The sequence below is a fragment of the Echinicola sp. 20G genome, from assembly GCF_015533855.1.
Classification (GTDB): domain Bacteria; phylum Bacteroidota; class Bacteroidia; order Cytophagales; family Cyclobacteriaceae; genus Echinicola.
Map to the genome: position 1 here is coordinate 1,497,989 of NZ_AP024154.1, position 23,171 is coordinate 1,521,159.

Here is a 23,171-nt window from a genome sequence, read left to right on the forward strand (position 1 = left end):
AGGCAACTGATGCTAAGCCAAATAGCCATAGCGGAATTGCTCCTATTTGAAAATAGCAGACAGATAAGGTATTGAATAAATGAAATAGATAATTAGTTCCAGATCTCCCAGGCTGCTTCAGCTTGGAGATGTAGCATTTCTAAACCATTTTTCACTACCGCCCCACGGGCTTCCATAGACCGCATTAGGAAGGTTTTTTCAGGATTGTACACCAAATCATACACTTTATGTTCCCTGCCTATTTGGCTTAGAGGGATGTCAGGCATTTCCTCTGTATTGGGAAATGTTCCCAATGGAGTGGTGTTGATAATAAGATGATGTTCTTGGAGGTGTTTTTCGTTTTTGACCAGCTCATTGTAAGTAACGAGGTCTGGCTCGTTGGTATTTCTCGATACCATCATGTAGGGAATATTCAAGCTTATCAAGGCTTGTTTTACCGCCTTAGAAGCTCCGCCAGTGCCCAAGATTAAGGCTTTGGTCTGGTCGGCCCCATTCAACCATGATTTGAGCGAATCTTTAAATCCAATATAATCGGTATTGTATCCAATTAATTTACCGTTTCTAACCTTGATGCAATTTACTGCGCCAATTGCTTCACAGCTTGGTTCTAGTTCGTCCAGAAAAGGGATGACTTGCTGTTTATAAGGAATGGTGACATTGATGCCTTCCAGTTCCGGATTATTTTTGATCAATTCAGGGAATTTGTCGATCGTATCCAGCTCATAGAGCTCATACTGACAGCCACTGATATTTTCCTTTTCGAATTTTTCAGTAAAGTACTTCTTCGAAAAGGAATGTTTCAGCGGATAACCGATAAGTCCGAATTTTCTCATTTCTTTTTTAAATAAAACGCCATTCTCTCCAATCCTATCACAAGCAGTATTCCAAACAAGAATGCCAATAAACCAATAAAGAATTTTGGTTCATTGCCTGTTTCTGTCAAATAATGGTTGGGCCATAAGTTTTCAGTTATAAATGGCTTTTGCTCACCACTACTTGAAACTCTGTAGCTCAGGACTTTTTTCCAAGGCCAGATCTTATTGATCGAGCCAAGCATAAACCCTGAAAGTACAGCGATGGTCACTGCATGATGATTTTTCAATAACCAGGATATCAGCCTGGAAAATGAAAGTATCCCTACTATGCAGCCTACAGCAAAGACTCCCAATGTAAGGAAGTCCCTTTCGGTAACTGCATTGAGGATGGCTTCGTATTTTCCCAATATCAAGAGCAGAAAACTTCCGGAGATTCCAGGAAGGATCATCGCACAAATGGCTATGGCTCCTGCCACAAAGGTGAAATACAAAGCATTTGGCGAATGGATAGGGTTAAGTCCTGTGATCCAATAAGCCAACACTGCTCCTACTGGAATGGCTATAAAAACCATTAAGTTCCATCTTTTGATATCCCGCAAGATCAATACTGAGCTGATGATAATCAGGCCACAGAAAAACGACCAAAGCGGGATGGGATGTTCCTCCATCAAGTAGGTAATCAGCTTTGAGAGCGCAAAGATACTAGTAAAAATCCCAAGGAACAAGGAGCACAGAAAAGGACCATTGACATGTTTCCATAAATCCTTGATCTGGAACTTTGCCAAAAGCTTCAAGGCATCCAAGTCAAAGGATTTGATACTATCCAGAAGCGTTTCATATATACCAGTAATTAGGGCAATGGTTCCTCCGGAAACGCCGGGAACAATGTCTGCTGCGCCCATACCCATTCCTTTGAGGTAGGTAAGAATATAGTTTTTTGTCTGCTTCATGGGAGGAAAGAAAAGAAAGCGACCATATGATTACAGTCGCTTTTGGTTTTATACGTTGGCAAGGTCAAGGAAATGATCAAAAGTATCTCCTCTAAGACCTAATCGAATCGTTTCTAATGGAATTACCTCGTTAGGAGCAATATTTCCGAGGTTTACATTGGCCCCCAAAAGTTTGATAAACCAAACTTGTTGCGCTTTTTGAGGCGCTTCCCAAAGGATTTTTTCCTCCGGTATTTTAGTCAAAATTTCTTCTACAAGACCTTGTCTTACTTCGCCTGAATCTCTAAAAAGACCTACGTTTCCGGCCTCTCTTGATTCTCCGATTACTTTCCAAGCACCTGCATCCAGTTCAGTTTGCATTTGCTCGATCCATTTGTAAGGGGGGATGATTTTGGCGGCATCTTTGGAGCCAACTTCAGATAGAACCGTTACTTCTTTGGCCAAGGTGCTGATATATTCACACTTTTTATCGTGGTCCAAGGTGATCGATCCATCAGAAACCTCAGCATAAGCCAAGTCAAATTTATCCAAAACTTTTCTGTAATCTTCAAATTGGTTTCTTATCACGAAAGCCTCAAAAAGCGTTCCCCCAAAATAAACAGGGATTCCAGCGTCTTTATATATTTGAAGTTTTTGGGTAAGGTTTTTAGTCACATAAGAAGTGGCCCAGCCTAGTTTAACGATATCTACATAGTCACCACATGAATCGATAAAGTCTTCTACTTCTCGAAGGCTAAGACCTTTGTCCATCGCCATTGTATATCCGGTAGTTCGTGGTTTTTCTGTACGTACGGGCACATTCTTCAGCACGTAATTCATTCTCTAAAATTTAAGGTAAATAGTAATCGGCTTATAATCCTTCTTTGTATTGAGAGATGATCTTGTATATGGCCTTTTGATGCTTGACTTCAGGCATGAGCTCATATAAAATCTCGTGTCTTTCAAAGTCCAAAGTTAATGCATTTTCTAAATATGAAAAGGCTTCTTTGTATTTACCTGTCTTTATGAGATAAACTACTAGTCTATAATAGAGTTCCGCTTCTTCTGGTAATTCGTCCATTCCTTCCTTCAGGACGTCGATGGCTTCCTCAAATCTGTTTTGGTCAAAATAGATGATCGAAAGGTTGATATAAGTCTCCATCAGGCCCGGCTCGAGGTTAATGGCTTCTTCGTAGGCTTCTGAGCTGGCTTGCAAGTTTCCCAAGTGGTATTCCGCATCTGCCAATCCTACCCAGTAGTTGGCACTGACACTGGAGAGCTTCAGGGCTTTTTTGAAATAGTGTATGGCTTCAAAAAATTTATCTTTTTTTAACATACACATGCCCAAACCAAACCATGCATCATCGTATTCCGGATCGAGTTTTGCTGATTTTTTGAAGTATTTAAAGGCTTGGTCCATTTGGTCGAGCTTCTCATAGGCCGCCGCCAGGTAGCAACAGTTTTCTGAGTTGGCCCCCTCACAGTTGATAGTGTTTTGATAGGCCTCGATGGCTTGTTCATACTGCTGGGTATTCATCATGGCATTGCCCATGTTGAAATAGGCAGAAGCAAAGGTGTCGTCAATGATCAGCGCATAGTCGTAGGCATTGATGGCCTCTTCATACCTGCCCAATCGGTTATATACCACACCAAGGTTATACCAAGCTCCTGCACTGTAAGGATCCTGATCAATGAATTCCTGATAGAACTGCAGAATTTCATCAAATGACCCTTCTTCCTCAGTGATCATGGCCAGTTGGAAAAGGGCATCCTCGTGGTTGATCTTGAGCTTCACAGCTTCCTTGTAGTTATGAATTGCTTTTTCGGTATTGTTTTCAGCTCGGTAAAAATTCCCCAGCGAATAAAATACTTCTGCTTTGTCTTCTGCCATTGGGAGGAAGTCCTCCAGGATTTGTATGGCCTCTTTGGTACTGCCATTTAACAACAAGCCATTGGAGAGTGCCAAGATGATTTCTTCATTATGAGGCGAAAGGTTGTTGATGTTTTCAAGTACTTCCAGACCCTCTTCAAGTTCATCATTGAAGATTAGGCATTGGCCATAAAGCAATTTTATTTCTATAGAAAAAGGAAACCTTTCCAGCGCAATTTTACATGCCTTCAGGGCTTTCTTGAATTTCTGGGAATCAAAATAATACCGGACAATATCTTCCAACTCCTCTTCATCGAAAAAGAGGTCCAAGTTGGCTTTTAGGGAATTTTCAAACCGCTCGATCAATGCTCTTTCCTCTTCCCTATCGTGTTCAAAATCTCCAGTCATATATTTGGCTTTGAATTTATTTTTAAGATACCAAATTAATTGGTAGCTCAAATAGCTAATGAAATTATTTTTTCGACTTTTTAGCCAAAAAGGTGATAGTCTTGGGATTAACGAAAAAGGTTTATTTTTCGTTCACAGCCCACTGAAGGGTTTCTTCTAAAGGGGTGTAATTGAAATCAATAGCTCTGGAAATTTTAGCATTATTGAACTCAATTGGAAGCTGGGCCAGCATGGCTGTTTGTTTGTTCAGGATGCTTTTTTTACCAAATAACCGTGAAAAGTTGTTCCAGGCCATGGCCAAGTTGATCAAGGTTCCATTGACAGCCATTTTGGGTGCTTTTTTACCCATGACTTTGGCCAAGCTTTCGAAAAAATATTGGTACGGAATACTCTCATTGTTCAGAATGAAACGTTCATTCCATTGGCTTTCTTTGTAAAGCAGATAAGTTAACTTGGCAGCATCTCGGATGTCGATATAGTTGAGGGCGCCCTTTGGATAGAAAGGGTTCTCTTTTTGGACATAATTATAGATGGCAGTGCTGCTTCTCTGGTCTTTTTCTTTGGCCAGTAAAATAGAAGGGTTAACCACCAAAGCCTCCAGTCCTTCTTGTACGCCTCTCCAGATTTCCAGTTCTCCAAGATATTTAGAAATGGCATAGGGTGTGTTCCAGGGAGAATCGACCCATTTGTGGTTTTCATCGATGACATTTTGGTCAGGAGTCCTGCCCAAAGCGGCAACCGAACTGATGTGAATAATTCTCTTGATTCCTTTCTCCAACATCACATTGACCACATTGGTACTTCCTTCACAGTTTATTTTGAGCAATCGCTCTTTGTCTTTAGGGCTAAATGAAACCAGTCCGGCAGCATGAATGATCATGTCCATCTCATCAAATGCATCTTCCAGCGATTGGTAGTCATTAATATCGCCTTCATGCCAGATGATTTTATCTTCCAAATCTCCTAAAAGTCTGGTTTGGCTCTCAGGCCTTTTGAGGCCATGGATTTCTCCCAGATCCTGAAATTCCCGGGCTAGATAACTGCCTAAAAGACCAGTAATACCTGTGATCAGAATTTTCATAATTGAGGATTAGAGAGCGTAAGGGCTTTTAATTTAGAGTAGTATTTGCTGTTGGGGAGGTGCTGCAAGGCATCAAGGTAGCGATGATTGTGACAGTCGGTGCCCACAAACTTGACGGCCTTTCTGTCAATCATTTTTTCTGCAAGTTGCTTTACAGGCTTGGAATAATAACCTGTGAGCGATAAGAGGTTCATTTGGAAAAGAACACCTTTTTCGATCAAGGAATCAAACAACTCTGGATCCTGATGTAAATAGAGGTAGCGCTCTGGGTGGGCAAAGATGGGTTTGTAGCCTTTTGTTTCCAAAGCAAAGAAAGTTTCCTGTAGCATTCTGGGCTTATTAATAAAGCCCGTTTCAATAAGGATATGATTGTCTCCAAATGTCAGTAGAGGCTCACCTTTTTCCAGTTTTTCATTGAAGATTTCATCCAAGTAATATTCCGCTGCAGCTTCTATTTCAATGGCTATCCCTTCTTTCTTTAATGCCTCCTGGACTTTTGTCAATCCCTCAGAGATGATTTCTGGTGTGTTTTTGTAAAACTCAGTCATCACATGGGGTGTGGTGATCAGCTTTCGCAGGCCATAGCCATGAAGTCTCTTAATCAGCTCAATAGATTCGTTCAAAGACTTGGAGCCATCATCAATCCTTGGGATAAGGTGTGAATGCATATCTACCTCCATCCAGTCCAATGACAAGGGGCCCGTTTGTTTCTTAGTTTTGAATAAATCCAGTAATCCCATATTACAAACCTCCTCCAGTCTGCTGCTTAAATTCTGCTAGTGTTGGTAAAGCTAAATCTTTTTCTGAAATGATAGGAGCTCCTACTTTCCAATCAATGTCCAGATCGGAATCATTCCAGATGATTCCTCCTTCACTATCTTTGTGATAAAAGTTGGAGCATTTATAGGAAAAGATGGCGTCTTCCAAAACAGAAAATCCATGTGCAAAGCCTTCTGGTACATATAGCAAATTGTGCTGGGCACTGTCAAGGATTACGCCATGAGACTGACCGAAAGTTGGAGAGTCTTTTCTTAAATCAACACAAACGTCATACACTTTACCCGTGATGACCCTAACTAATTTCGCTTGGGCATAGGGAGCATGTTGAAAATGGAGCCCACGAACGGTTCCGGCGATTGAAAAAGACTGGTTGTCCTGCACCCATCGGGTATTGATGCCTTTTTCAGCCAATAAGTCCTCTCTGTAGGTTTCCAAAAAATAGCCTCTAGCGTCATTAAAAACCTTAGGGTAAATTTCGTATACATCTTGAATGGGGGTACTTCTTATTTCCATTTCTCTCTTCTATTATCCAAAGCAAGCCGTAAATTTCCATTCTTTCTCCTTACAAGACTAATTTTACCCAAAATAATTTGGAGATTTGTGGGGAATGGTAAGCATTTTGATTTTGATATAAACTCACCAAATGTTGTGGAAATGAACTACTTTGAATGAATTATGTTTCAATAAGTTCGAATAAATATTAAATTATAATTAATAACATTGCATTCCCATTAGGAGCAAACTGAATGAGTAAATATACGAGAAAATTAAAAAAACTGATAGAAACGGCCCCTCAAGAGGAAACAGCTGTTTTGGTAGCCTTGATTAGACAAAATCAATCAGAGCAGGAAGTGGAAGAGCATCTGGATGAATTGGCCTTTTTGACCGAGACATTAGGCGCGAGGGAGGTTTATCGATTTACACAGCGACTGGAAAAGCCAGACGTAAGGAGTTTTGTGGGTACTGGTAAGCTGGAGGAGATCCAATCTTATGTCAAGCATTTTGAGGTGGATATGGTGATCTTTGATGATGATCTTTCTCCTTCCCAAATGAGGAATCTGGAAAATGAGTTGAAGGTGAAGGTATATGATCGTTCTTTATTGATTTTGGACATTTTCCTCAACAGGGCACAGACGGCACAAGCCAAGACTCAAGTGGAACTGGCTCGTTTTCAATATCTATTGCCAAGATTGACCAGGATGTGGACTCACTTGGAACGTCAGCGAGGTGGAACGGCCACTCGTGGTGGTGCCGGTGAGAAAGAAATCGAAACGGATAAAAGGATGATCCGTAACCAGATTACTTTGTTGAAGGAAAAGCTGCGCAAAATTGAGAAGCAAGGAGAAACGCAGCGAAAAGGGCGAAAAGGAATTGTCAGGGTAGCTTTGGTAGGATATACCAATGTGGGCAAAAGTACCTTAATGAATTTGGTGACTAAATCGGAAGTGTTGGCGGAGAATAAGCTTTTTGCAACAGTGGATTCTACCGTTCGAAAAGTGGTTTTGGATCATATTCCATTTTTGCTTTCTGATACAGTTGGGTTTATCAGGAAATTGCCTACTCACTTGATTGAGTCATTTAAATCCACCTTGATGGAGATCAAGGAAGCAGATGTATTGGTGCATGTGGTGGACATTTCCCATCCAAGCTTTGAGGATCATATTGCCGTGGTCAACCAAACTTTGACTGAGCTTGGAGCGGGAGAAAAACCGATTCTTTTGGTTTTCAATAAGATCGACTTGGTGCCAGAGATGCCTTCAGAGGAAGAGTTGATGCACATGACTGAACTGGAAGTGGAGGAAGCCAATTATTTGGATTTGGATAAGCTGAAGAAAGTTTATGCGAAGAAAACGGGAATTGAACCTGTTTTTATGGCAGCACAAGACGGAACCAATGTGGAAGACTTTAGAAAGTCTTTAACTGCCGAAGTAAAGAAGCAGCACATGAAGATCTATCCTCATTATTTGGCGGCGGAAACTTATGATCTTTCCCAGTTTGAGGATTGGAATGAAGAAGAGAACTGATCGTTGACCCATCATTTTAATAGATTTAGCTCAAGCGATGAGAATGTTCTTCACTTGAGCTAAATTTACAATAAACCTTTCAATTGCCTCAAAGTTACCTTAATAGAACGATGAAAAAACTGATCCGATTTTTAGGAAAGATCATACTGTGGTTTTTTATGCTTTCTATTGGTTTTACTGTACTTTATCGCTTTGTGCCTGTTTACATTACGCCATTGATGGTAATTAGGATGGTGGAGCAGTCAATGGATGAAAAAAGGGCAGTAAAGGTGGACAAAAAATGGACGCCAATCGGGGAGATATCACGTCACATGCCCCAAGCTGTTGTAGCATCTGAGGATCAAAAATTTTTGGAACACTATGGCTTTGATATGGATGCGATCCATGAAGCCTTGGATGAAAATCAATCGGGTAAGCGCATCCGAGGGGGCAGTACGATTTCTAACCAAACCGCCAAAAATGTCTTTCTATGGCCAGGAAGAAACTATGTGAGAAAAGGCTTAGAGGCTTATTTCACACTGCTAATTGAATTGATCTGGTCTAAAGAGCGGATCATGGAAGTCTATTTGAATGTCATAGAGGTGGGAGATGGAATTTATGGCGTGGAGGCAGCTGCCCAAAAATTTTACAAAAAGCCCGCTTCAAAGCTCAGTCGCCAAGAGGCAGCCATGATTGCTGGAATTCTGCCCAGTCCCTTAAGATGGAATCCTGCCAAGCCAACCGCTTATAACTACAAACGCCAATCCTGGATATTACGGAATATGAACAACCTGAATCCCGTGGGCTTTGGGAAATAGTAAGCTAGATTTTAGATGTAATTTACTAGACAATAAACAAATCTAAGATCTTTATATTCTTCCGTTTATGCCTTATTTTAAAAATTCAGCGTCTAAAATCTATTCTTGATCTCTCCCTTCTCAATATCAAAATAAGCTATATCCGCATCAATATCCTTTAAAATACTTTTGGTTCTTTCAGGCCTTGCATCAGTGATAAAGAGTTGGCCAAATTCGTGGTGGGCCACCAATTCCATCATTTTACCAATGCGGTAATCGTCCAGTTTGTCAAAAATATCATCCAGCAGCAGGATTGGCTTGGTGTTGGTTTCTTCTTTGAAAACTTGGAACTGTGCGAGCTTCAAGGCGATTAGGAAGGATTTCTGTTGGCCTTGGGAGCCAAACTTTTTCAAGGGATATTCATCGATTTCAAAAACAAAATCATCCTTATGGATTCCTACATTGGTTCGTTTAAGAATGAGGTCCTTTTGAAGGCTGTTGTGGAAGTACGCTTCAAAGTCGGCCTTGGCACATTGACTTTCATAGCGGATTTCCACTGCTTCGCGCTTTCCGGAGATTTCCGCGTAATGATGGAGTAAGAAAGGTTTAAAGCGTTCAATAAAAAGTGTTCTTTCTTGGTATAACCAATTGGATAATCTGATCAGTTCTAGGTCATAAGGTTCGAGTAGGTTTTTGTCCAACCGGTTCTGTTCGGCAAATTGTTTGATCAGTGCGTTTCGCTGTTTCAAAAAATGGTTATACCGAACGAGCTTGGCCAAGTAGTTTTTGTCCAACTGTGAGAGGATACTGTCAAAGAATTTCCGTCTTTCTTCACTTCCCTCTTTGATCAATGCAGTGTCATCAGGAGCGATCAATACTACGGGTAAAAGTCCGATATGCTCACTCATTTTTTCATACGCCTTGCCGTTATTGAGGAGTTGTTTCTTCTTTTTACTTTCCAAGATGCATTGGATCTCTATTGATTTATTTGCTTTCTCAAATTCAGCCTTCATGGAAAAGAAGGACTGTTCATGCTGGATATTTTGCATATCCACGGAGTTGAAAGCACTTTTGGTCAGACAGAGATAGTGGATCGCGTCGAGCAGGTTGGTTTTCCCGCTCCCATTGATGCCCAAAAAACAGTTGATTTCTTCTGAAAAAGTCACCTTGGCCTTGCTGTAGTTTTTAAACTGAATCAGTTGAAGGTTTTTAAGGTGCATAGAGGGACTTTTGATTTTGATTGATTATACAAATGTAAGGAGATGACATTTCTTTGAAAGGAATTTTAGATCAATAGTTATTAATATAAAATATTGCAAGACGATAAAATAAATTTAGGATAAAAAGTAATACAGTATTTAAATGTCAATAAGACACTAATTTTTATGTGGGATTGATTTGTCTGAGTATATTTACTTTGACAAAACTGAAATAACCCATGAATTACTTCCGAAAGTTATACTTGGCCTTAACATTGGTCTTTGCATTTGGCTATTCTTTGTTGGCGCAAGAACTTAAATTTAATAACCCTATAGCGGAGCAGCGGGCTGACCCTTGGGTATGTAAATCTGATGATGGTACCTATTTTTTGATTGCTACCGTACCCGAGTATGACCGTATTGTCATTCGGCAGGCCAAGACCATCAATGGACTAAAAGATGCAAAAGAAAAAGTGGTTTGGCGCAAACATGATTCCGGTGTGATGGGCCATCATATTTGGGCGCCCGAGCTGCACCAAATTAACGGCAAATGGTACATTTATTTTGCTGCAGGGGAAGCCGAAAACATTTGGAATATCAGGATGTGGGCTTTGTCCAACCCCGCTGAGGATCCCATGGAAGGAGAATGGAAAGAGGAAGGCAGGATTGTCACGGACATTGAATCCTTCTCTTTGGATGCCACTACTTTTGAACATCAAGGCAAGCGCTATATGATTTGGGCACAGAATGTTATGGGTGGTGAGCATGGTACCGGACTGGTCATGTCTGAAATGCAAACCCCTACTACTTTGACTGGGCCTGAGTTGGTGCTGACTGAACCTGAATTTAGCTGGGAGAGGGTGAAATACAATGTAAATGAGGGCCCGGCAGTGATTAAAAGAAACGGCAAAATCTTCGTTACCTATTCGGCAAGTGCCACCAATGATAATTACTGTATGGGCATGTTATGGATAGACGAAAATGCTGACCTCATGGATATCAATAACTGGAACAAGTCACCAGGGCCAGTTTTTTATTCCAATGAGGAGGTGAAAAGATATGGGCCCGGACACAATTCCTTTACCCTGGCAGAAGATGGAGAGACTGTCATTATGATCTACCATGCCAGGGACTATAAAGAGATCCAAGGGCATGAATTGTCAGATCCCAACAGGGCTACCAGGGCAAGAGAAGTAAAATGGACTAAGAGCGGATTTCCCGATTTTATGCAGAAAGTAGGAGATTAAGGATTGATTGATTTTCAGAGTCTAATATTTAAGGTGATCTTGAAAGGAGTTTAAGTAGGAATTTCCAGATTATGCATGATAAATTCATGATCTTTTGTTCGATATGTGGGTAGAAATATCAATTACCTTTTTCAGATTCGTAAAAGCCTTTGTTAATCAATGAATACTTATTTATATTTGAGCCCCGAAAAATGCATATTTTATAATTAACGATATGGCGAAAAAGAGTTCTACGTCCACTAAATCCAAAGTAAAATACTCCAATGATACTTACGCTTACTGGTATGAGAGCATGTTGCTCATGAGGAGATTTGAAGAAAAGGCTGGCCAACTTTATGGTCAACAAAAAATCAGAGGTTTTTGTCACTTATATATAGGTCAGGAGGCTTGTGCTGCTGGTGCAATCACTGCCCTGGAAAAAGAAGATAAATGGATCACCGCTTACCGTGACCACGCACATCCACTAGGATTAGGTACTGATCCAGGTGCTGTGATGGCAGAACTTTACGGTAAGGCTACCGGTACCACCAAAGGTAAAGGCGGTTCTATGCACATCTTCGATAAAGAGAGAAATTTTATGGGAGGTCATGGTATCGTAGGTGCACAGGTTCCAATGGGCTTGGGTATTGGCTTTGCTGAGAAATATAAAGGCACTAAAAACCTTTGTATTTGTCACATGGGTGATGGTGCTGTTAGACAAGGTGCCGTACACGAAGCTTTTAACTTGGCGATGTTGTACAAAACTCCTGTGATCTTTGTGATCGAAAACAATGGCTATGCCATGGGTACTTCTGTCATTCGTTCTTCCAATGTGGATGATCTTTCTACTATCGGAGAGTCTTATGATATGCCTTCTTTTGCGGTAGATGGAATGAATGTGGAAGCTGTTCATGAAGCAGTATCTGAAGCAGCAGAAAGAGCTAGAAAAGGTGATGGTCCTACTTTGTTGGAATTTAGAACTTACCGATATAAAGGGCACTCCATGTCTGATCCTCAGAAATACAGAACACGTGAGGAAGTAGAGGAATACAAAGGTAAAGATCCAATATTACAAGTGAAGAAAACCATCTTGGACAATGAGATTCTTACTGAAGAGGAAATCAAAAAGATTGATGATAAAGTGAAAAAGCAAGTAGCTGATGCAGTGAAATTTGCTGAAGAATCTCCATGGCCTGATGGTCAAAAAGCATTTGAAGATGTTTATATGCAAGAGGATTATCCTTTTGTGATGGAATAAAATTATAACTCATGAAAAGTCAGCTGTCTGCGTGGTTTTCTTCACCAAAACAGCTGACTTTTTTTATGATAGTTTGCGAATAAACTAAAACCGTTATATTTGCGACTGAAATTTTAGAATAATGGTTAAGAAAGAGATTAAAAAGGGAGAAGCTCATGATGAACATAATGAGCTTTTAGAGAACCCTGAAGCAATTGCTGAAAGTTTAGGGAAAGGTGAAGCTTTCTTGAAGAAAAATTCTCGTGCTGTTGGTGGAATTATCATTGTTGGGATTTTGGTGATTGCTGGAATTCTTTATTTCCAATTCAATAATGCCAATAAAGATAAAAAAGCGCAGGGAGAGATGTTCCAAGCAGTTTATTACTTTGAGCAGGACAGCTTGGATTATGCTTTGAACGGTGACGGTGTGAATGATGGCTTCCTAAAAATCTTGGATGAATACAGTGGTACCAATTCCGCTAATCTGGCCAATTTCTACGCAGGATCTATTTATCTTACCCAAGGAGAGTACCAAAAAGCAGTAGATTATCTGGAAGATTTTTCAGCTGATGACTTCTTTGTACAGGCCAAAGCTTATGCGCTTTTGGGAGATGCTTATGTGGAGCTAGGTCAAAACAGCGAAGCAATCAGTGCATTTGAAAAAGCAGCTTCTTATAAGGAAAACAAGTTCTTTACGCCTATTTATCTGAACAAATTGGCCATTGCATATGAGGCGGCTGGTCAGATCGAAAAGGCAATTGATACCTATGGTACCATAGAAAACGAGTATCCAGAATCATACGAATTCACATTAGCACGAAAGCATAAAGCGCGCTTAGAAGGCCTTGCATCTAAGTAATGCTTTGTGATATACAGCATTTTAAGAAGTAAGGCCAAACGGTCTTACTTTTTTTGTGTTTATACATTATTGAACACCATTAATAAAAATTAGAAATGGCAACTTCACTGAAAAACTTAAGTGAGCACTCAGCTAAAAATATAAAGGACATTAGCGAAAAGAAATTTGGGATTGTGGTTTCGGAATGGAACGATGAAGTAACAGAGTCTCTTTTTGAAGGAGCTATAGAGACACTTTTGTCTCACGGTGCTAAAAAGGAAAACATTTACAGGAAAAACGTCCCGGGTTCTTTTGAGCTTACACTTGGTGCACAATGGGTGGCAGCTGTAGAAGAGATCGATGCGGTAATATGCCTTGGGTGTGTCATTCAGGGAGAGACCAGACATTTTGATTTCATATGTGATGCGGTGGCTCATGGCATTACCAATGTGGGGCTGAAGTACAATAAGCCAGTGATTTTTGGAGTGCTGACTCCAGACACCCAGCAGCAAGCCATGGACCGTGCTGGAGGGAAGCATGGCAACAAAGGGGACGAAGCAGCCATTACAGCCATCAAAATGCTCGGTTTCTAATATCAAGCTTGAAAAACAAACCATTAACATACATCAACTAATCAAATGAAAATCATGAAGTTTGGGGGGACCTCTGTAGGTAAACCCGAAAGAATGCATCAGGTAAAAGACCTGATTACCAGAGATGGTGAGAGAAAAATAGTAGTGCTTTCTGCACTTTCTGGAACCACCAATGCCTTGGTAGGTATTGGCGATGCCTTGGCAGAGGGAAAGAAGGATTTGGCCAAAGAGCGGATTGATACCCTCCATGCGCATTACCTGGAGTTTTATAAGGAGCTTTTAGAAACAGAGGCGGCTAGAAAGAAAGCAGAGAAAATCATCAAAGAACACTTTGAGTTTTTGAACATTATTCTCAAAATCTCTTTTAACGAAGCCATCAATAGGGATATTTTGGCTCAAGGGGAATTGATGTCTACCAAGCTCTTTTATACCTTATTGGAGGAAAAAGACGTTCCGGCGATATTCTTGCCTGCGCTTGAGTATATGAGCATTGATGAAAACAGTGAGCCTGAATTGAGTAAAATCAGTGACCGTCTGAAATCTATCTTGAAGAACTATGATAAGGATGCGATCTTTGTTACCCAAGGATATATTTGTAAGAATCACCGAAATGAGGTGGATAACCTTAAAAGAGGAGGCAGTGATTATACCGCTTCTTTGATAGGGGCAGCTATAAAAGCCAGTGTCGTGGAAATCTGGACGGATATCGATGGGATGCACAACAATGACCCTAGGGTGGTGGACAAGACCCGTCCCATTGCCCAGTTATCATTTGATGAGGCAGCTGAATTGGCTTATTTCGGCGCTAAAATCCTTCATCCGGCCTCTATCTGGCCGGCTCAGAATTATAATATTCCCGTAAAATTGTTGAATACCATGCAGCCTGAGGCAGCTGGGACTACCATTACTGCGGAAGAAACTGGAAAAGGAGTCAAGGCCATTGCCGCCAAGGACAGCATCATTGCGGTAAAGATCAAGTCTAGCAGAATGTTATTGGCTTATGGTTTCTTGAGAAAGGTGTTTGAGATTTTTGAAAAGTACAAAACACCAATCGATATGATCACAACGTCTGAGGTGGCGGTTTCTGTGACCATTGACGATGATTCCCATTTAAAGGATATTATTGTAGAGTTGGAGAAATTTGGAAACACGGAGGTAGACTATGGACAGACCATCATTTGCGTGGCAGGCAATATGATTGCCGAAAATACAGGCATGGTAAAAGAGGTGATGGATGCCTTGGTAGATTTTCCATTGAGGATGGTTTCTTACGGGGGTAGCCGAAACAACGTTTCCATCTTGGTAGATACCAAATATAAAAACGAAGCCTTACAACGACTTAATGATGAGTTGTTCCAGTGGTAAACTTAAAATATTAGTAAAGCCATCTGCATTTGCAGATGGCTTTTTTATTGGAGTAGGAAGAGATTGAAAAAGCCTTTGGAACATCCATGCCGAAATACCTATCTTTCCATAATAGTTAATTGAAGAATCAGCCAAGTATGAAGAAATTTACCCTTTTTGTTTTTTTGATGGTCTTGATAATAAAAGCTTATTCTCAGGAAAAGTACATCACCCAGTTCGAACGCTCCAAGGGGATGGAGACCCCAGAATACGAAGAAATAATACAATACTATAAACAGCTGGCTGCGGATTTCGAGGAAGTGGAGATCAAGGAGATGGGACCCACAGATAGTGGGAAGCCTTTACATCTGGTAATCTGGGACAAGAAGGGAGACTTTAACCCTGAAAAGTGGAGGGAAGGGAATCGCTTGGTTGTTTTTGTGAACAACGGTATCCATCCAGGAGAACCTGTGGGTATTGATGCTTCCATGATGTTTTTAAGGGATGTGCTTTTGGGAAAAGAGCAAATACCAGAGGATATAGTATTGGCATTGATTCCTGTCTATAATATAGGTGGGCACTTGAACAGAAATTCAACCACCAGGGTAAATCAAGTTGGACCCAAGGAGCATGGATTTAGAGGAAATGCAAGAAATTATGATTTAAACAGGGATTTTATAAAGACAGATACCCGAAACTCAGCAAGTTTTCAGGAAATCTTTCATTGGCTCAAGCCTCATGTATTTATAGATAACCATACCAGCAATGGTGCCGACTATCAACATGTCATGACTTTGATCGAGACACAGCACAATATGTTGGGTGGTGAAGCGGGAACCTATATGTATGAAACTTTGACTCCAGGGCTTTTTGCCCAAATGAAAGAACGAGAGTTTCCGTTGGTACCTTATGTAAACGTTTGGGGAGATGTGCCAGAAAAAGGATGGACACAATTTAAGGATTCGCCTCGATATAGCAGTGGGTATACTTCATTGTTTCATACCATCAGCTATGTGCCAGAAGCCCATATGCTAAAAACTTACCAGCAGCGAGTAGCAAGTTTATATGCTCTATTTCAATCTTACATGGCCATTTTTGAGCGGGATGCGGCTAAGATCGTCCAAGTGGTGGAGCAGGACAGGAAGGCAGATAAAGACAAGGAAACTTTTGATTTTAACTACCAGCTTGTCAAAGAAAACCCAGTGACCATTGACTTTTTGGGATATGAATCAGATCATAGACCCAGTGAGATTTCAGGAAAAGACCGTTTGTTTTATGATCGAAGCAAGCCTTTCCAAGCGAATGTGGATTATTATGATACGTTTATTCCGAGTTTGAGCATAGCCAAGCCAAAGGCTTATCTTGTGCCACAAGGTTGGTATAATGTGGTTGATAACTTACAGCGCAATCAGGTAAAAATGCACCAAGTAAAATCTGACAGTAGCTTTGAGGCCACAGTCTATTATATTCAAGATTTCGAAACGCTTGGAAAGCCTTATGAGGGACATTATCTCCACAGCAAGGTAACGGTCAGGGAAAACAAGGAGATGCTGAAATTAAGGGCTGGGGATTGGTTGGTGCCAATGGATCAAGAATCCAATGGTTTTATTATGGAAGTTTTGGAGCCACAGGCTGAGGACAGTTATTTTGCCTGGAACTATTTTGATACGATTATCCAAGCGAAGGAAGGCTATTCAGCTTATGTTTTTGAGGATTTAGCCGCGGATTACCTATTTCAAAATCCTGCATTAAAGAAAGAGTTGGAGAGAAAAAAAGCAGAGGACCCTGATTTTGCCAACAATGGGTCTGCTCAGTTGATGTGGGTTTATGAGCATTCACCGTGGAAGGAACGTGCCCATATGCGTTACCCAATTTACAGGATAGAATAGATAATTCGATGAACAACCAAAGTTACCTTAAAAGATTACAAGAAAAGTGGCAGTTGAACAGCCTTTGGCAAGTGGTGCTTGTCCTGATCACTTTTGCTTGCACCGGTTTTACTGTCGTTTTTATCAAACAGCCTATTCTGGATTTATTGAATGTAGATATGGAATCCGGAGGTTTCTGGAAAACGATTTTATACCTGCTGCTGGTTCTCCCGCTTTATCAGGTGTTACTACTGGCTTATGGCTTTTTGTTTGGGCAGTTCAGGTTCTTTTGGGAAAAAGAGAAAAAAATCATGAAAAGAATTGGCCGGTTGTTCATCCGGAAAAAGTAATGTGCCGTAGGTAATTCAAGAATAATGGAAGGAAACGGAGCTTTCCTTTTGAAAGGACATTAGTTATCATTTATAAACCAAATCTTGTACATTTGTAGCCGCAAATGTAAAAGTAGCTCACCCATATCATGGCAAAGAAAAATAAAACACTTGAGGAACACGAAAAGAGGAAGCTGAACAAAAAGAACCTTCAAAAACTGATGGGGATCTTCAACTTTGTTTTGCCGTACAAGGGGGTATTTATAGTTGGTCTTGTTTTCTTGTTGTTTTCAAGTCTTACCCTGTTAGGATTCCCTTATGTGGCAGGTAAGCTGATCGACACGGCTCAAGGAAAAGAATGGATTTTCAATGACATCAATTCCATCGCCTTGGTCCTGATTGGAATATTGTTTGTCCAGAGTGTGTTTTCATTTTTCAGGGTATGGCTATTTGCTCAAGTCAGTGAAAAGTCCATGAGAGATATTAGGCTTTCATTGTACAGCAGATTGGTGAACCTTCCTATGAGCTTTTTTGACAAGCGAAGAACAGGTGAATTAATCAGTAGGATTACTTCGGACGTGAGTTTGTTACAGGATACTTTTTCAGTGACTTTGGCAGAATTGTTCCGTCAGATCATCACATTATTGGCAGGTACTGTTTTCTTGTTTGTCACCACTCCACGGTTGACCTTGTTTATGCTGGCTACCTTTCCAGTGTTGGTCATCATCGCCATGGTCTTTGGTAAGTTTATCAGAAAGCTATCTAAAGAAACCCAAGACGAATTGGCTTCCGCCAATGTGATCGTGGAGGAGACTTTGCAGTCCATCACTACGGTTAAGTCATTTGCAGGTGAAGCTTATGAATCTGCTAGGTATGAGCGAGGCCTAAACAAGGTCGTGAAGGTGGCGCTCAAAGCTGCTGGGTTTAGGGGAGCATTTATTTCTTTTATCATTTTTGCGTTGTTTGGCGGAATTGTAGCGGTGATGTGGTATGGTGCCATGATGGTGAGTACTGGAGCCATGAGTATTGGTGACCTGGTTTCATTTGTGCTTTATACCACTTTCATTGGAGGATCCATTGCGGGGCTGGGCGATATTTATGGGCAGGTGCAGAAGGCTATCGGTTCTTCAGAAAGAGTATTGGAAATTTTGGACGAAGAACCAGAAGCTTCTATGGCCGACTACCAGGATGTGAAAATTGAAGGGAATGTGGCTTTTAAGGATGTTAGCTTTAACTATCCAACCCGTCCAGATGCAGATGTGCTCAAACACATTCACCTATCTATTAGGACTGGTGAAAAGATTGCCTTGGCGGGTCATTCTGGGGCGGGTAAGTCTACGATCATTCAGCTATTGATGAAGTTTTACACTATTAAGTTTGGGGAAATCAAGATTGACGGAAAGCCTATCCAAAATTGGAACTTGAAACAACTCCGTTCAAATATTGGTATTGTCCCTCAGGAGGTATTGCTATTTGGAGGAAGTATCAGGGAAAATATCGCATATGCTAAGCCAGATGCTACTGAAGAGGAAATCATCGAGGCAGCCAAAAAGGCCAATGCTTGGCAGTTTATTGGTAAATTTCCAGAGGGACTGGAAACATTGGTAGGAGAAAGAGGGGTGAAACTTTCAGGAGGGCAGCGTCAAAGAATAGCCATTGCCAGGGCTATCTTGAAGAATCCTTCTATTTTGATTTTAGATGAAGCTACTTCTTCTTTGGATGCGGAATCAGAGTCATTGGTTCAGGAAGCTTTGGATGAGTTGATGAAAAATAGAACTACAATTGTGATCGCTCACAGACTCTCAACCATTCGTAAGGTGGACAGGATCTATGTGATGAAAGACGGAGAAATCGTGGAAGAAGGAGATCATACAACATTGGCTGATCAAGAAGGCGGTTTTTATGCCAACTTAGTGAAGCTTCAATTTGCGGAATAAGGAATGAAAAAGTAACCAGTAAGACATTTAAATCTTACTGGTTCACCCATTTTTTGAATTTGCTTACTTTTTCCCTGCTAACGATAATCTCTTCATTGAACGTAACACGGGGAGTGATTTTCAATCGGTTATTGACATATTTTTTAATGGCACCGATAGATTTAACATTCATGATCATACTTCGATTGATCCGGAAAAACTGCTTCGGGTCCAACTGGTCTTCCAAATCCATCAATTTGTTATTGATCAGGTATTGGTGGCCCGTTTCAGCCTCGACAAGGTAAGTCTGCCCTTGATCAGCCAGAAAAAAGGCTATATCCTCCTGGGTTTTTTGAAATAGCTGTTCACCTGATTTTACCAAAAAGCGTGATTTTTGCTTTTGGCTATCTGAATTTTCCAAAGGGGCAGTAGGTTTGCTTTTTACCACTTTGTGCCGGTATAGGAGTTTGAACTTTTCAAAGGACTTAGAGAGCCGTTCGTCACTTGGGTTGTCATTTAGAAAATCCAGACAGTTAAGCGCAAAGGCCTTTTCCGTCACAAAAGGCTTGGTGGAGGTGAAAATTACAGGAATAGACTTATCCATCTTTTCAAACACAAAAGGGTGTAGATCGGTCAGTTCATAGCTTCCCATAATCAGGTCAACCTTGTTACCTGCTTTGAGGTATTGCATGGCTTCTTCCCATGAGGGCAGTACTTCCATGGTTTTTGCCTCTAGGCAGGCTTGGTGTATATGATGGCTCAGTCTGTATCCTTCTTCGGGTTTATGGATGACCAGACATTGAATAAATTGGTTTTCAGTTTCCATTTTACTTTTACCTTGAATCAGCGTTCAAAAAAGGTTAGTAGGCTTTCAGGCTTATGTCAAGACTCTTGATATGATGGGTCAATGCTCCTACAGAGATGAAGTCTACACCGCACTCGGCAACATGTTTTAATGTTTCTTCGGTAATGCCACCTGAGGCTTCTGTGGGAACGGCGCCGTCAATAATTTTTACAGCTTCACGCATCATTTCATAACTCATGTTATCAAGCATGATGACATCGATCCCTCCTACGGCCAAAACCTCTTTTACTTCATCAAGATTCCGCGTTTCTACCTCAATTTTAAGGTCTAGTAAATTCTCTTTTAGGTATTGTTTAGTGGAAAGAATGGCTGCTTCAATACCACCCGCAAAGTCAATGTGGTTGTCTTTGAGCATGACCATATCATAAAGTGCAAAGCGGTGGTTTTCTCCCCCACCAATGGCTACGGCCCATTTTTCCAACATCCTGAAATTGGGAGTGGTCTTTCTGGTGTCCAGTAACTTGGCTTTAGTATGGGAAATTAGCTGAGTGAGTTGATGGGTTTTGGTGGCGATTCCACTCATTCGCTGCATACAATTAAGCACTAATCGCTCTGTAGTAAGAATAGAGGCAGCTTTTCCAGATACAGTTAAGCCAATATCTCCTCTCTTGGCAACTTGCCCATCCTTCATCAGTAGTTTGACCTCCAAGTCCTGATCATAGGAATGAAAAATCATTTCAGCCAATTGAAGGCCAGCGACGATCCCGTCCTCTTTGATGATCAATTGTGCCCGTCCGGTTTGGTTTTTTGGAATGGCAGCGAGTGTAGAATGATCCCCTTCTCCCACATCCTCCTTGAAGGCAGCTTGGATAAAGGCCTCTAAATTTTCCTGAGTTAGATAGTTTTCTTTCACAGCGTAAAAATAAGAAAATTCAGGAAAGCAGCCCGAACCATGATAGGAAGTTCTGACTTAATTGATAGATGGTCTAGCAGTCTTGACTATTTATTCCTTGTTAATGTCAATGGAGTAAATTTTCTTCTCATTATCATCCTGTTTGCACTTGACAAGAATGCGAAAATCAATACCTGCACTGTCATAGGTGCCAATAAAATAATGGATTTGACTGCCGGATTTTCCTTTATGAACAACTTCGAAGTCGGAAGGCGGGAACTTTTTGAAAAAGTCTCGGATGACCAGTTCCGCTTGGTTTCGGGAATAGTCTCCTTCATTGCCGTTGATGCTTAATTCTACGTTGTTTTCAAAAAAGGCAGAAAGATCTTTACTTGATCCGGCTTTAATGGAAATTGCAATCTCCTCGACATCACCGGTTTGTGACCATGCGGGAAGGTTGCACAGTATTAGGCCTGCAAGCAGTAGAAAGAATGCTCGTGTAATTAAATTTTTCATCATATGTTGGTGCTCAAAATTTAAGCCAAAGTGTGTGGTTCTTTTTATATATGCTTAAAGTGAACAAAAAAAGGTAATTTTTGCTTAAAACCGAAAAAAACGCGTTTTAAATCCTCAAAAAATGGTTCGTTGATTTTATGGCTTTAGCCAAAGGAATTTTCTATCATTGTATTTAAAATCTATATATTTGCCTCATGGATAAAAAAGTTTTATTAATGATTTTGGATGGTTGGGGTCTTGCCACCAACCCTGATGTATCAGCTATAGACAAAGCCAACACCCCATTTATCGACAGTCTTTTTGAAAAATATCCACATTCACGTCTGGAAGCTTCTGGCTTGGCCGTGGGCCTTCCGGAAGGCCAAATGGGGAATTCGGAAGTAGGCCACATGAACATCGGCGCCGGAAGAGTGGTTTATCAGGATTTGGTAAAAATCAACAAGGCGGTAGAAGAAGGTGAATTAAAAGATAATCCAATTTTGAAAAAAGCCTTTGCTACAGCGAAGGAAAATAATAAAAAAGTGCATTTCATCGGATTGGTTTCTGATGGAGGTGTACATGCGCATATCAAACATCTAAAGGGACTTTGTGATGCCGCAAAAGCCAATGATGTTGAAGAAGCTTACATCCACGCTTTTACAGATGGTAGGGATACAGATCCAAAGAGCGGTTTAGGCTTTTTGGAAGAACTTCAAAACCATTGTGAAACTTCAACCGGTAAAATTGCTTCTGTCATCGGTAGGTATTATGCCATGGACAGGGACAAAAGATGGGAAAGAGTCAAGCTCGCCTATGATGCGATGGTGCTGGGTGAGGGTGAAAAGTCCAAAGACATCCTGTCCTCGATCCGTAAATCTTATGCCAATGGCGTTACGGATGAATTTATACGTCCTATCGTGCATGTGGACGACAAAGGACAGGCGATAGCTACTATCGAAGATGGAGATGTAGTGATCTGTTTTAACTTCCGTACGGACAGAGGCCGTGAAATTACCCAGGTGCTATGCCAGGAAGATTTTGAAGAATACAAGATGAAAAAATTGGATCTTCATTATGTGACCTTTACAAATTATGACGATACCTTCAAAGGAGTGTCTGTTATATTTGAAAAGGACAACTTACAGAATACCCTCGGTGAAGTACTGGCCAATAATGGCAAAAAACAGATAAGAATTGCTGAAACCGAAAAATATCCACACGTTACCTTTTTCTTCTCAGGCGGAAGGGAGACAGAGTTTGATGGGGAATCTAGAATACTGTGCAGCTCTCCAAAAGTGGCCACCTATGATTTGCAGCCAGAGATGAGTGCTCATGAGATTGCGAAGAAAATCAATGTGGAGTTGGATAAGAAGGAACCGGATTTTGTTTGCTTGAACTTTGCGAATGCTGATATGGTGGGACACACTGGCGTTTTTGATGCAGCCGTAAAAGCTTGCGAAGCGGTGGACGAATGTACCAATTCAGTAATAACTACTGCCCTGAAAAACGACTACACCGTCATCGTAATCGCAGATCATGGTAATAGTGATATGATGATCAATGAAGATGGCTCTCCAAATACTGCGCATACCACGAACTTAGTTCCTTGTATTATGGTTGACAAGAATGACCGTCTGGAAGTAAATGATGGTAAGCTAGGTGACCTTGCGCCTACAATACTAAAAATGATAGGTATAGACATCCCGTCTGACATGACAGGTGATGTTTTGTTAAAATAAAAGACTT

Annotated in this window: 22 protein-coding genes; 11 read left to right on the forward strand and 11 right to left on the reverse strand. The window is 40.9% G+C overall.

Annotated elements, in window-relative coordinates:
* Positions 1-92: 92 nt before the first annotated feature.
* From JL001_RS06655 to rfbC, 7 genes are all read right to left on the reverse strand, one after another.
* Positions 93-833, reverse strand: a complete 741-nt coding sequence (locus JL001_RS06655; RefSeq protein ID WP_200975348.1) for a shikimate dehydrogenase — start codon at positions 831-833, stop codon at positions 93-95.
* Positions 830-1,765 (reverse strand): DUF368 domain-containing protein, encoded by a 936-nt coding sequence (locus JL001_RS06660; protein ID WP_200975349.1) that lies wholly within the window; start codon positions 1,763-1,765, stop codon positions 830-832. Before JL001_RS06660 ends, JL001_RS06655 begins: the two co-directional genes overlap by 4 nt.
* A 48-nt stretch (positions 1,766-1,813) precedes the next feature.
* Complete coding sequence (locus JL001_RS06665) at positions 1,814-2,584, reverse strand: phosphosulfolactate synthase (protein ID WP_200975350.1); 771 nt, start codon at positions 2,582-2,584, stop codon at positions 1,814-1,816.
* Between the two features lie 31 nt (positions 2,585-2,615).
* A complete protein-coding gene (locus JL001_RS06670) occupies positions 2,616-4,022 on the reverse strand; it encodes a tetratricopeptide repeat protein (protein WP_192011948.1) in 1,407 nt (468 codons plus the stop codon).
* Between the two features lie 121 nt (positions 4,023-4,143).
* On the reverse strand, positions 4,144-5,103 hold the full coding sequence (locus JL001_RS06675) for an NAD-dependent epimerase/dehydratase family protein (protein WP_200975351.1): 960 nt from the start codon (positions 5,101-5,103) through the stop codon (positions 4,144-4,146).
* Positions 5,100-5,843 carry a tyrosine-protein phosphatase gene (locus JL001_RS06680; protein WP_200975352.1) on the reverse strand — a complete coding sequence of 248 codons (744 nt, stop codon included), beginning with the start codon at positions 5,841-5,843 and terminating at the stop codon, positions 5,100-5,102. The genes JL001_RS06675 and JL001_RS06680 overlap by 4 nt, the downstream gene beginning before the upstream one ends.
* 1 nt (position 5,844) lies before the next feature.
* Complete coding sequence (gene rfbC, locus JL001_RS06685) at positions 5,845-6,396, reverse strand: dTDP-4-dehydrorhamnose 3,5-epimerase (RefSeq protein ID WP_200975353.1); 552 nt, start codon at positions 6,394-6,396, stop codon at positions 5,845-5,847.
* Positions 6,397-6,629: 233 nt separating this feature from the next.
* On the opposite strand from rfbC, the gene hflX reads away from it, so the two are divergent.
* The gene (gene hflX, locus JL001_RS06690) at positions 6,630-7,907 is read left to right on the forward strand and encodes a GTPase HflX (RefSeq protein WP_200975354.1); all 1,278 of its coding nucleotides are present in this window, start codon (positions 6,630-6,632) and stop codon (positions 7,905-7,907) included.
* A gap of 110 nt (positions 7,908-8,017) precedes the next feature.
* A complete protein-coding gene (mtgA, locus tag JL001_RS06695) occupies positions 8,018-8,704 on the forward strand; it encodes a monofunctional biosynthetic peptidoglycan transglycosylase (RefSeq protein WP_200975355.1) in 687 nt (228 codons plus the stop codon).
* 92 nt (positions 8,705-8,796) lie between these two features.
* Here mtgA and JL001_RS06700 read toward each other — a convergent pair whose 3' ends face one another.
* Entirely contained in the window at positions 8,797-9,903 is a 1,107-nt protein-coding gene (locus tag JL001_RS06700; RefSeq protein ID WP_200975356.1) for a DNA replication/repair protein RecF, read from the reverse strand.
* Between the two features lie 218 nt (positions 9,904-10,121).
* Here JL001_RS06700 and JL001_RS06705 point away from each other — a divergent pair, with 218 nt between their 5' ends.
* From JL001_RS06705 to JL001_RS06740, 8 genes are all read left to right on the forward strand, one after another.
* A complete protein-coding gene (locus tag JL001_RS06705) occupies positions 10,122-11,129 on the forward strand; it encodes a family 43 glycosylhydrolase (protein WP_200975357.1) in 1,008 nt (335 codons plus the stop codon).
* Between the two features lie 214 nt (positions 11,130-11,343).
* Positions 11,344-12,366 (forward strand): pyruvate dehydrogenase (acetyl-transferring) E1 component subunit alpha, encoded by a 1,023-nt coding sequence (pdhA, locus tag JL001_RS06710; RefSeq protein WP_200975358.1) that lies wholly within the window; start codon positions 11,344-11,346, stop codon positions 12,364-12,366.
* 121 nt (positions 12,367-12,487) lie between these two features.
* Positions 12,488-13,204, forward strand: a complete 717-nt coding sequence (locus tag JL001_RS06715; protein WP_200975359.1) for a tol-pal system YbgF family protein — start codon at positions 12,488-12,490, stop codon at positions 13,202-13,204.
* Positions 13,205-13,299: 95 nt separating this feature from the next.
* Positions 13,300-13,776: a 6,7-dimethyl-8-ribityllumazine synthase gene (gene ribH / locus JL001_RS06720; protein ID WP_192011968.1), complete on the forward strand. Its 477-nt coding sequence runs from the start codon at positions 13,300-13,302 to the stop codon at positions 13,774-13,776.
* A gap of 45 nt (positions 13,777-13,821) precedes the next feature.
* Positions 13,822-15,141, forward strand: a complete 1,320-nt coding sequence (locus tag JL001_RS06725) for an aspartate kinase (RefSeq protein ID WP_200975360.1) — start codon at positions 13,822-13,824, stop codon at positions 15,139-15,141.
* 137 nt (positions 15,142-15,278) lie between these two features.
* Positions 15,279-17,009 (forward strand): M14 family zinc carboxypeptidase, encoded by a 1,731-nt coding sequence (locus tag JL001_RS06730; RefSeq protein ID WP_200975361.1) that lies wholly within the window; start codon positions 15,279-15,281, stop codon positions 17,007-17,009.
* 8 nt (positions 17,010-17,017) lie between these two features.
* Complete coding sequence (locus tag JL001_RS06735; protein WP_200975362.1) at positions 17,018-17,338, forward strand: DUF6787 family protein; 321 nt, start codon at positions 17,018-17,020, stop codon at positions 17,336-17,338.
* A 128-nt stretch (positions 17,339-17,466) separates the two neighbouring features.
* Positions 17,467-19,254 carry an ABC transporter ATP-binding protein gene (locus tag JL001_RS06740; protein WP_200975363.1) on the forward strand — a complete coding sequence of 596 codons (1,788 nt, stop codon included), beginning with the start codon at positions 17,467-17,469 and terminating at the stop codon, positions 19,252-19,254.
* Between the two features lie 34 nt (positions 19,255-19,288).
* Here the strand turns inward: JL001_RS06740 and JL001_RS06745 are convergent, their stop codons facing one another.
* From JL001_RS06745 to JL001_RS06755, 3 genes are all read right to left on the reverse strand, one after another.
* The gene (locus JL001_RS06745) at positions 19,289-20,059 is read right to left on the reverse strand and encodes a LytTR family DNA-binding domain-containing protein (RefSeq protein WP_200975364.1); all 771 of its coding nucleotides are present in this window, start codon (positions 20,057-20,059) and stop codon (positions 19,289-19,291) included.
* A gap of 34 nt (positions 20,060-20,093) precedes the next feature.
* A complete protein-coding gene (gene nadC, locus JL001_RS06750) occupies positions 20,094-20,951 on the reverse strand; it encodes a carboxylating nicotinate-nucleotide diphosphorylase (protein WP_200975365.1) in 858 nt (285 codons plus the stop codon).
* 90 nt (positions 20,952-21,041) lie between these two features.
* Positions 21,042-21,449 carry a DUF4783 domain-containing protein gene (locus JL001_RS06755; RefSeq protein WP_236252733.1) on the reverse strand — a complete coding sequence of 136 codons (408 nt, stop codon included), beginning with the start codon at positions 21,447-21,449 and terminating at the stop codon, positions 21,042-21,044.
* Positions 21,450-21,640: 191 nt separating this feature from the next.
* Between JL001_RS06755 and gpmI the strand changes: the two genes are divergently transcribed.
* Positions 21,641-23,164, forward strand: a complete 1,524-nt coding sequence (gene gpmI, locus JL001_RS06760; protein WP_200975366.1) for a 2,3-bisphosphoglycerate-independent phosphoglycerate mutase — start codon at positions 21,641-21,643, stop codon at positions 23,162-23,164.
* Positions 23,165-23,171: the final 7 nt, after the last annotated feature.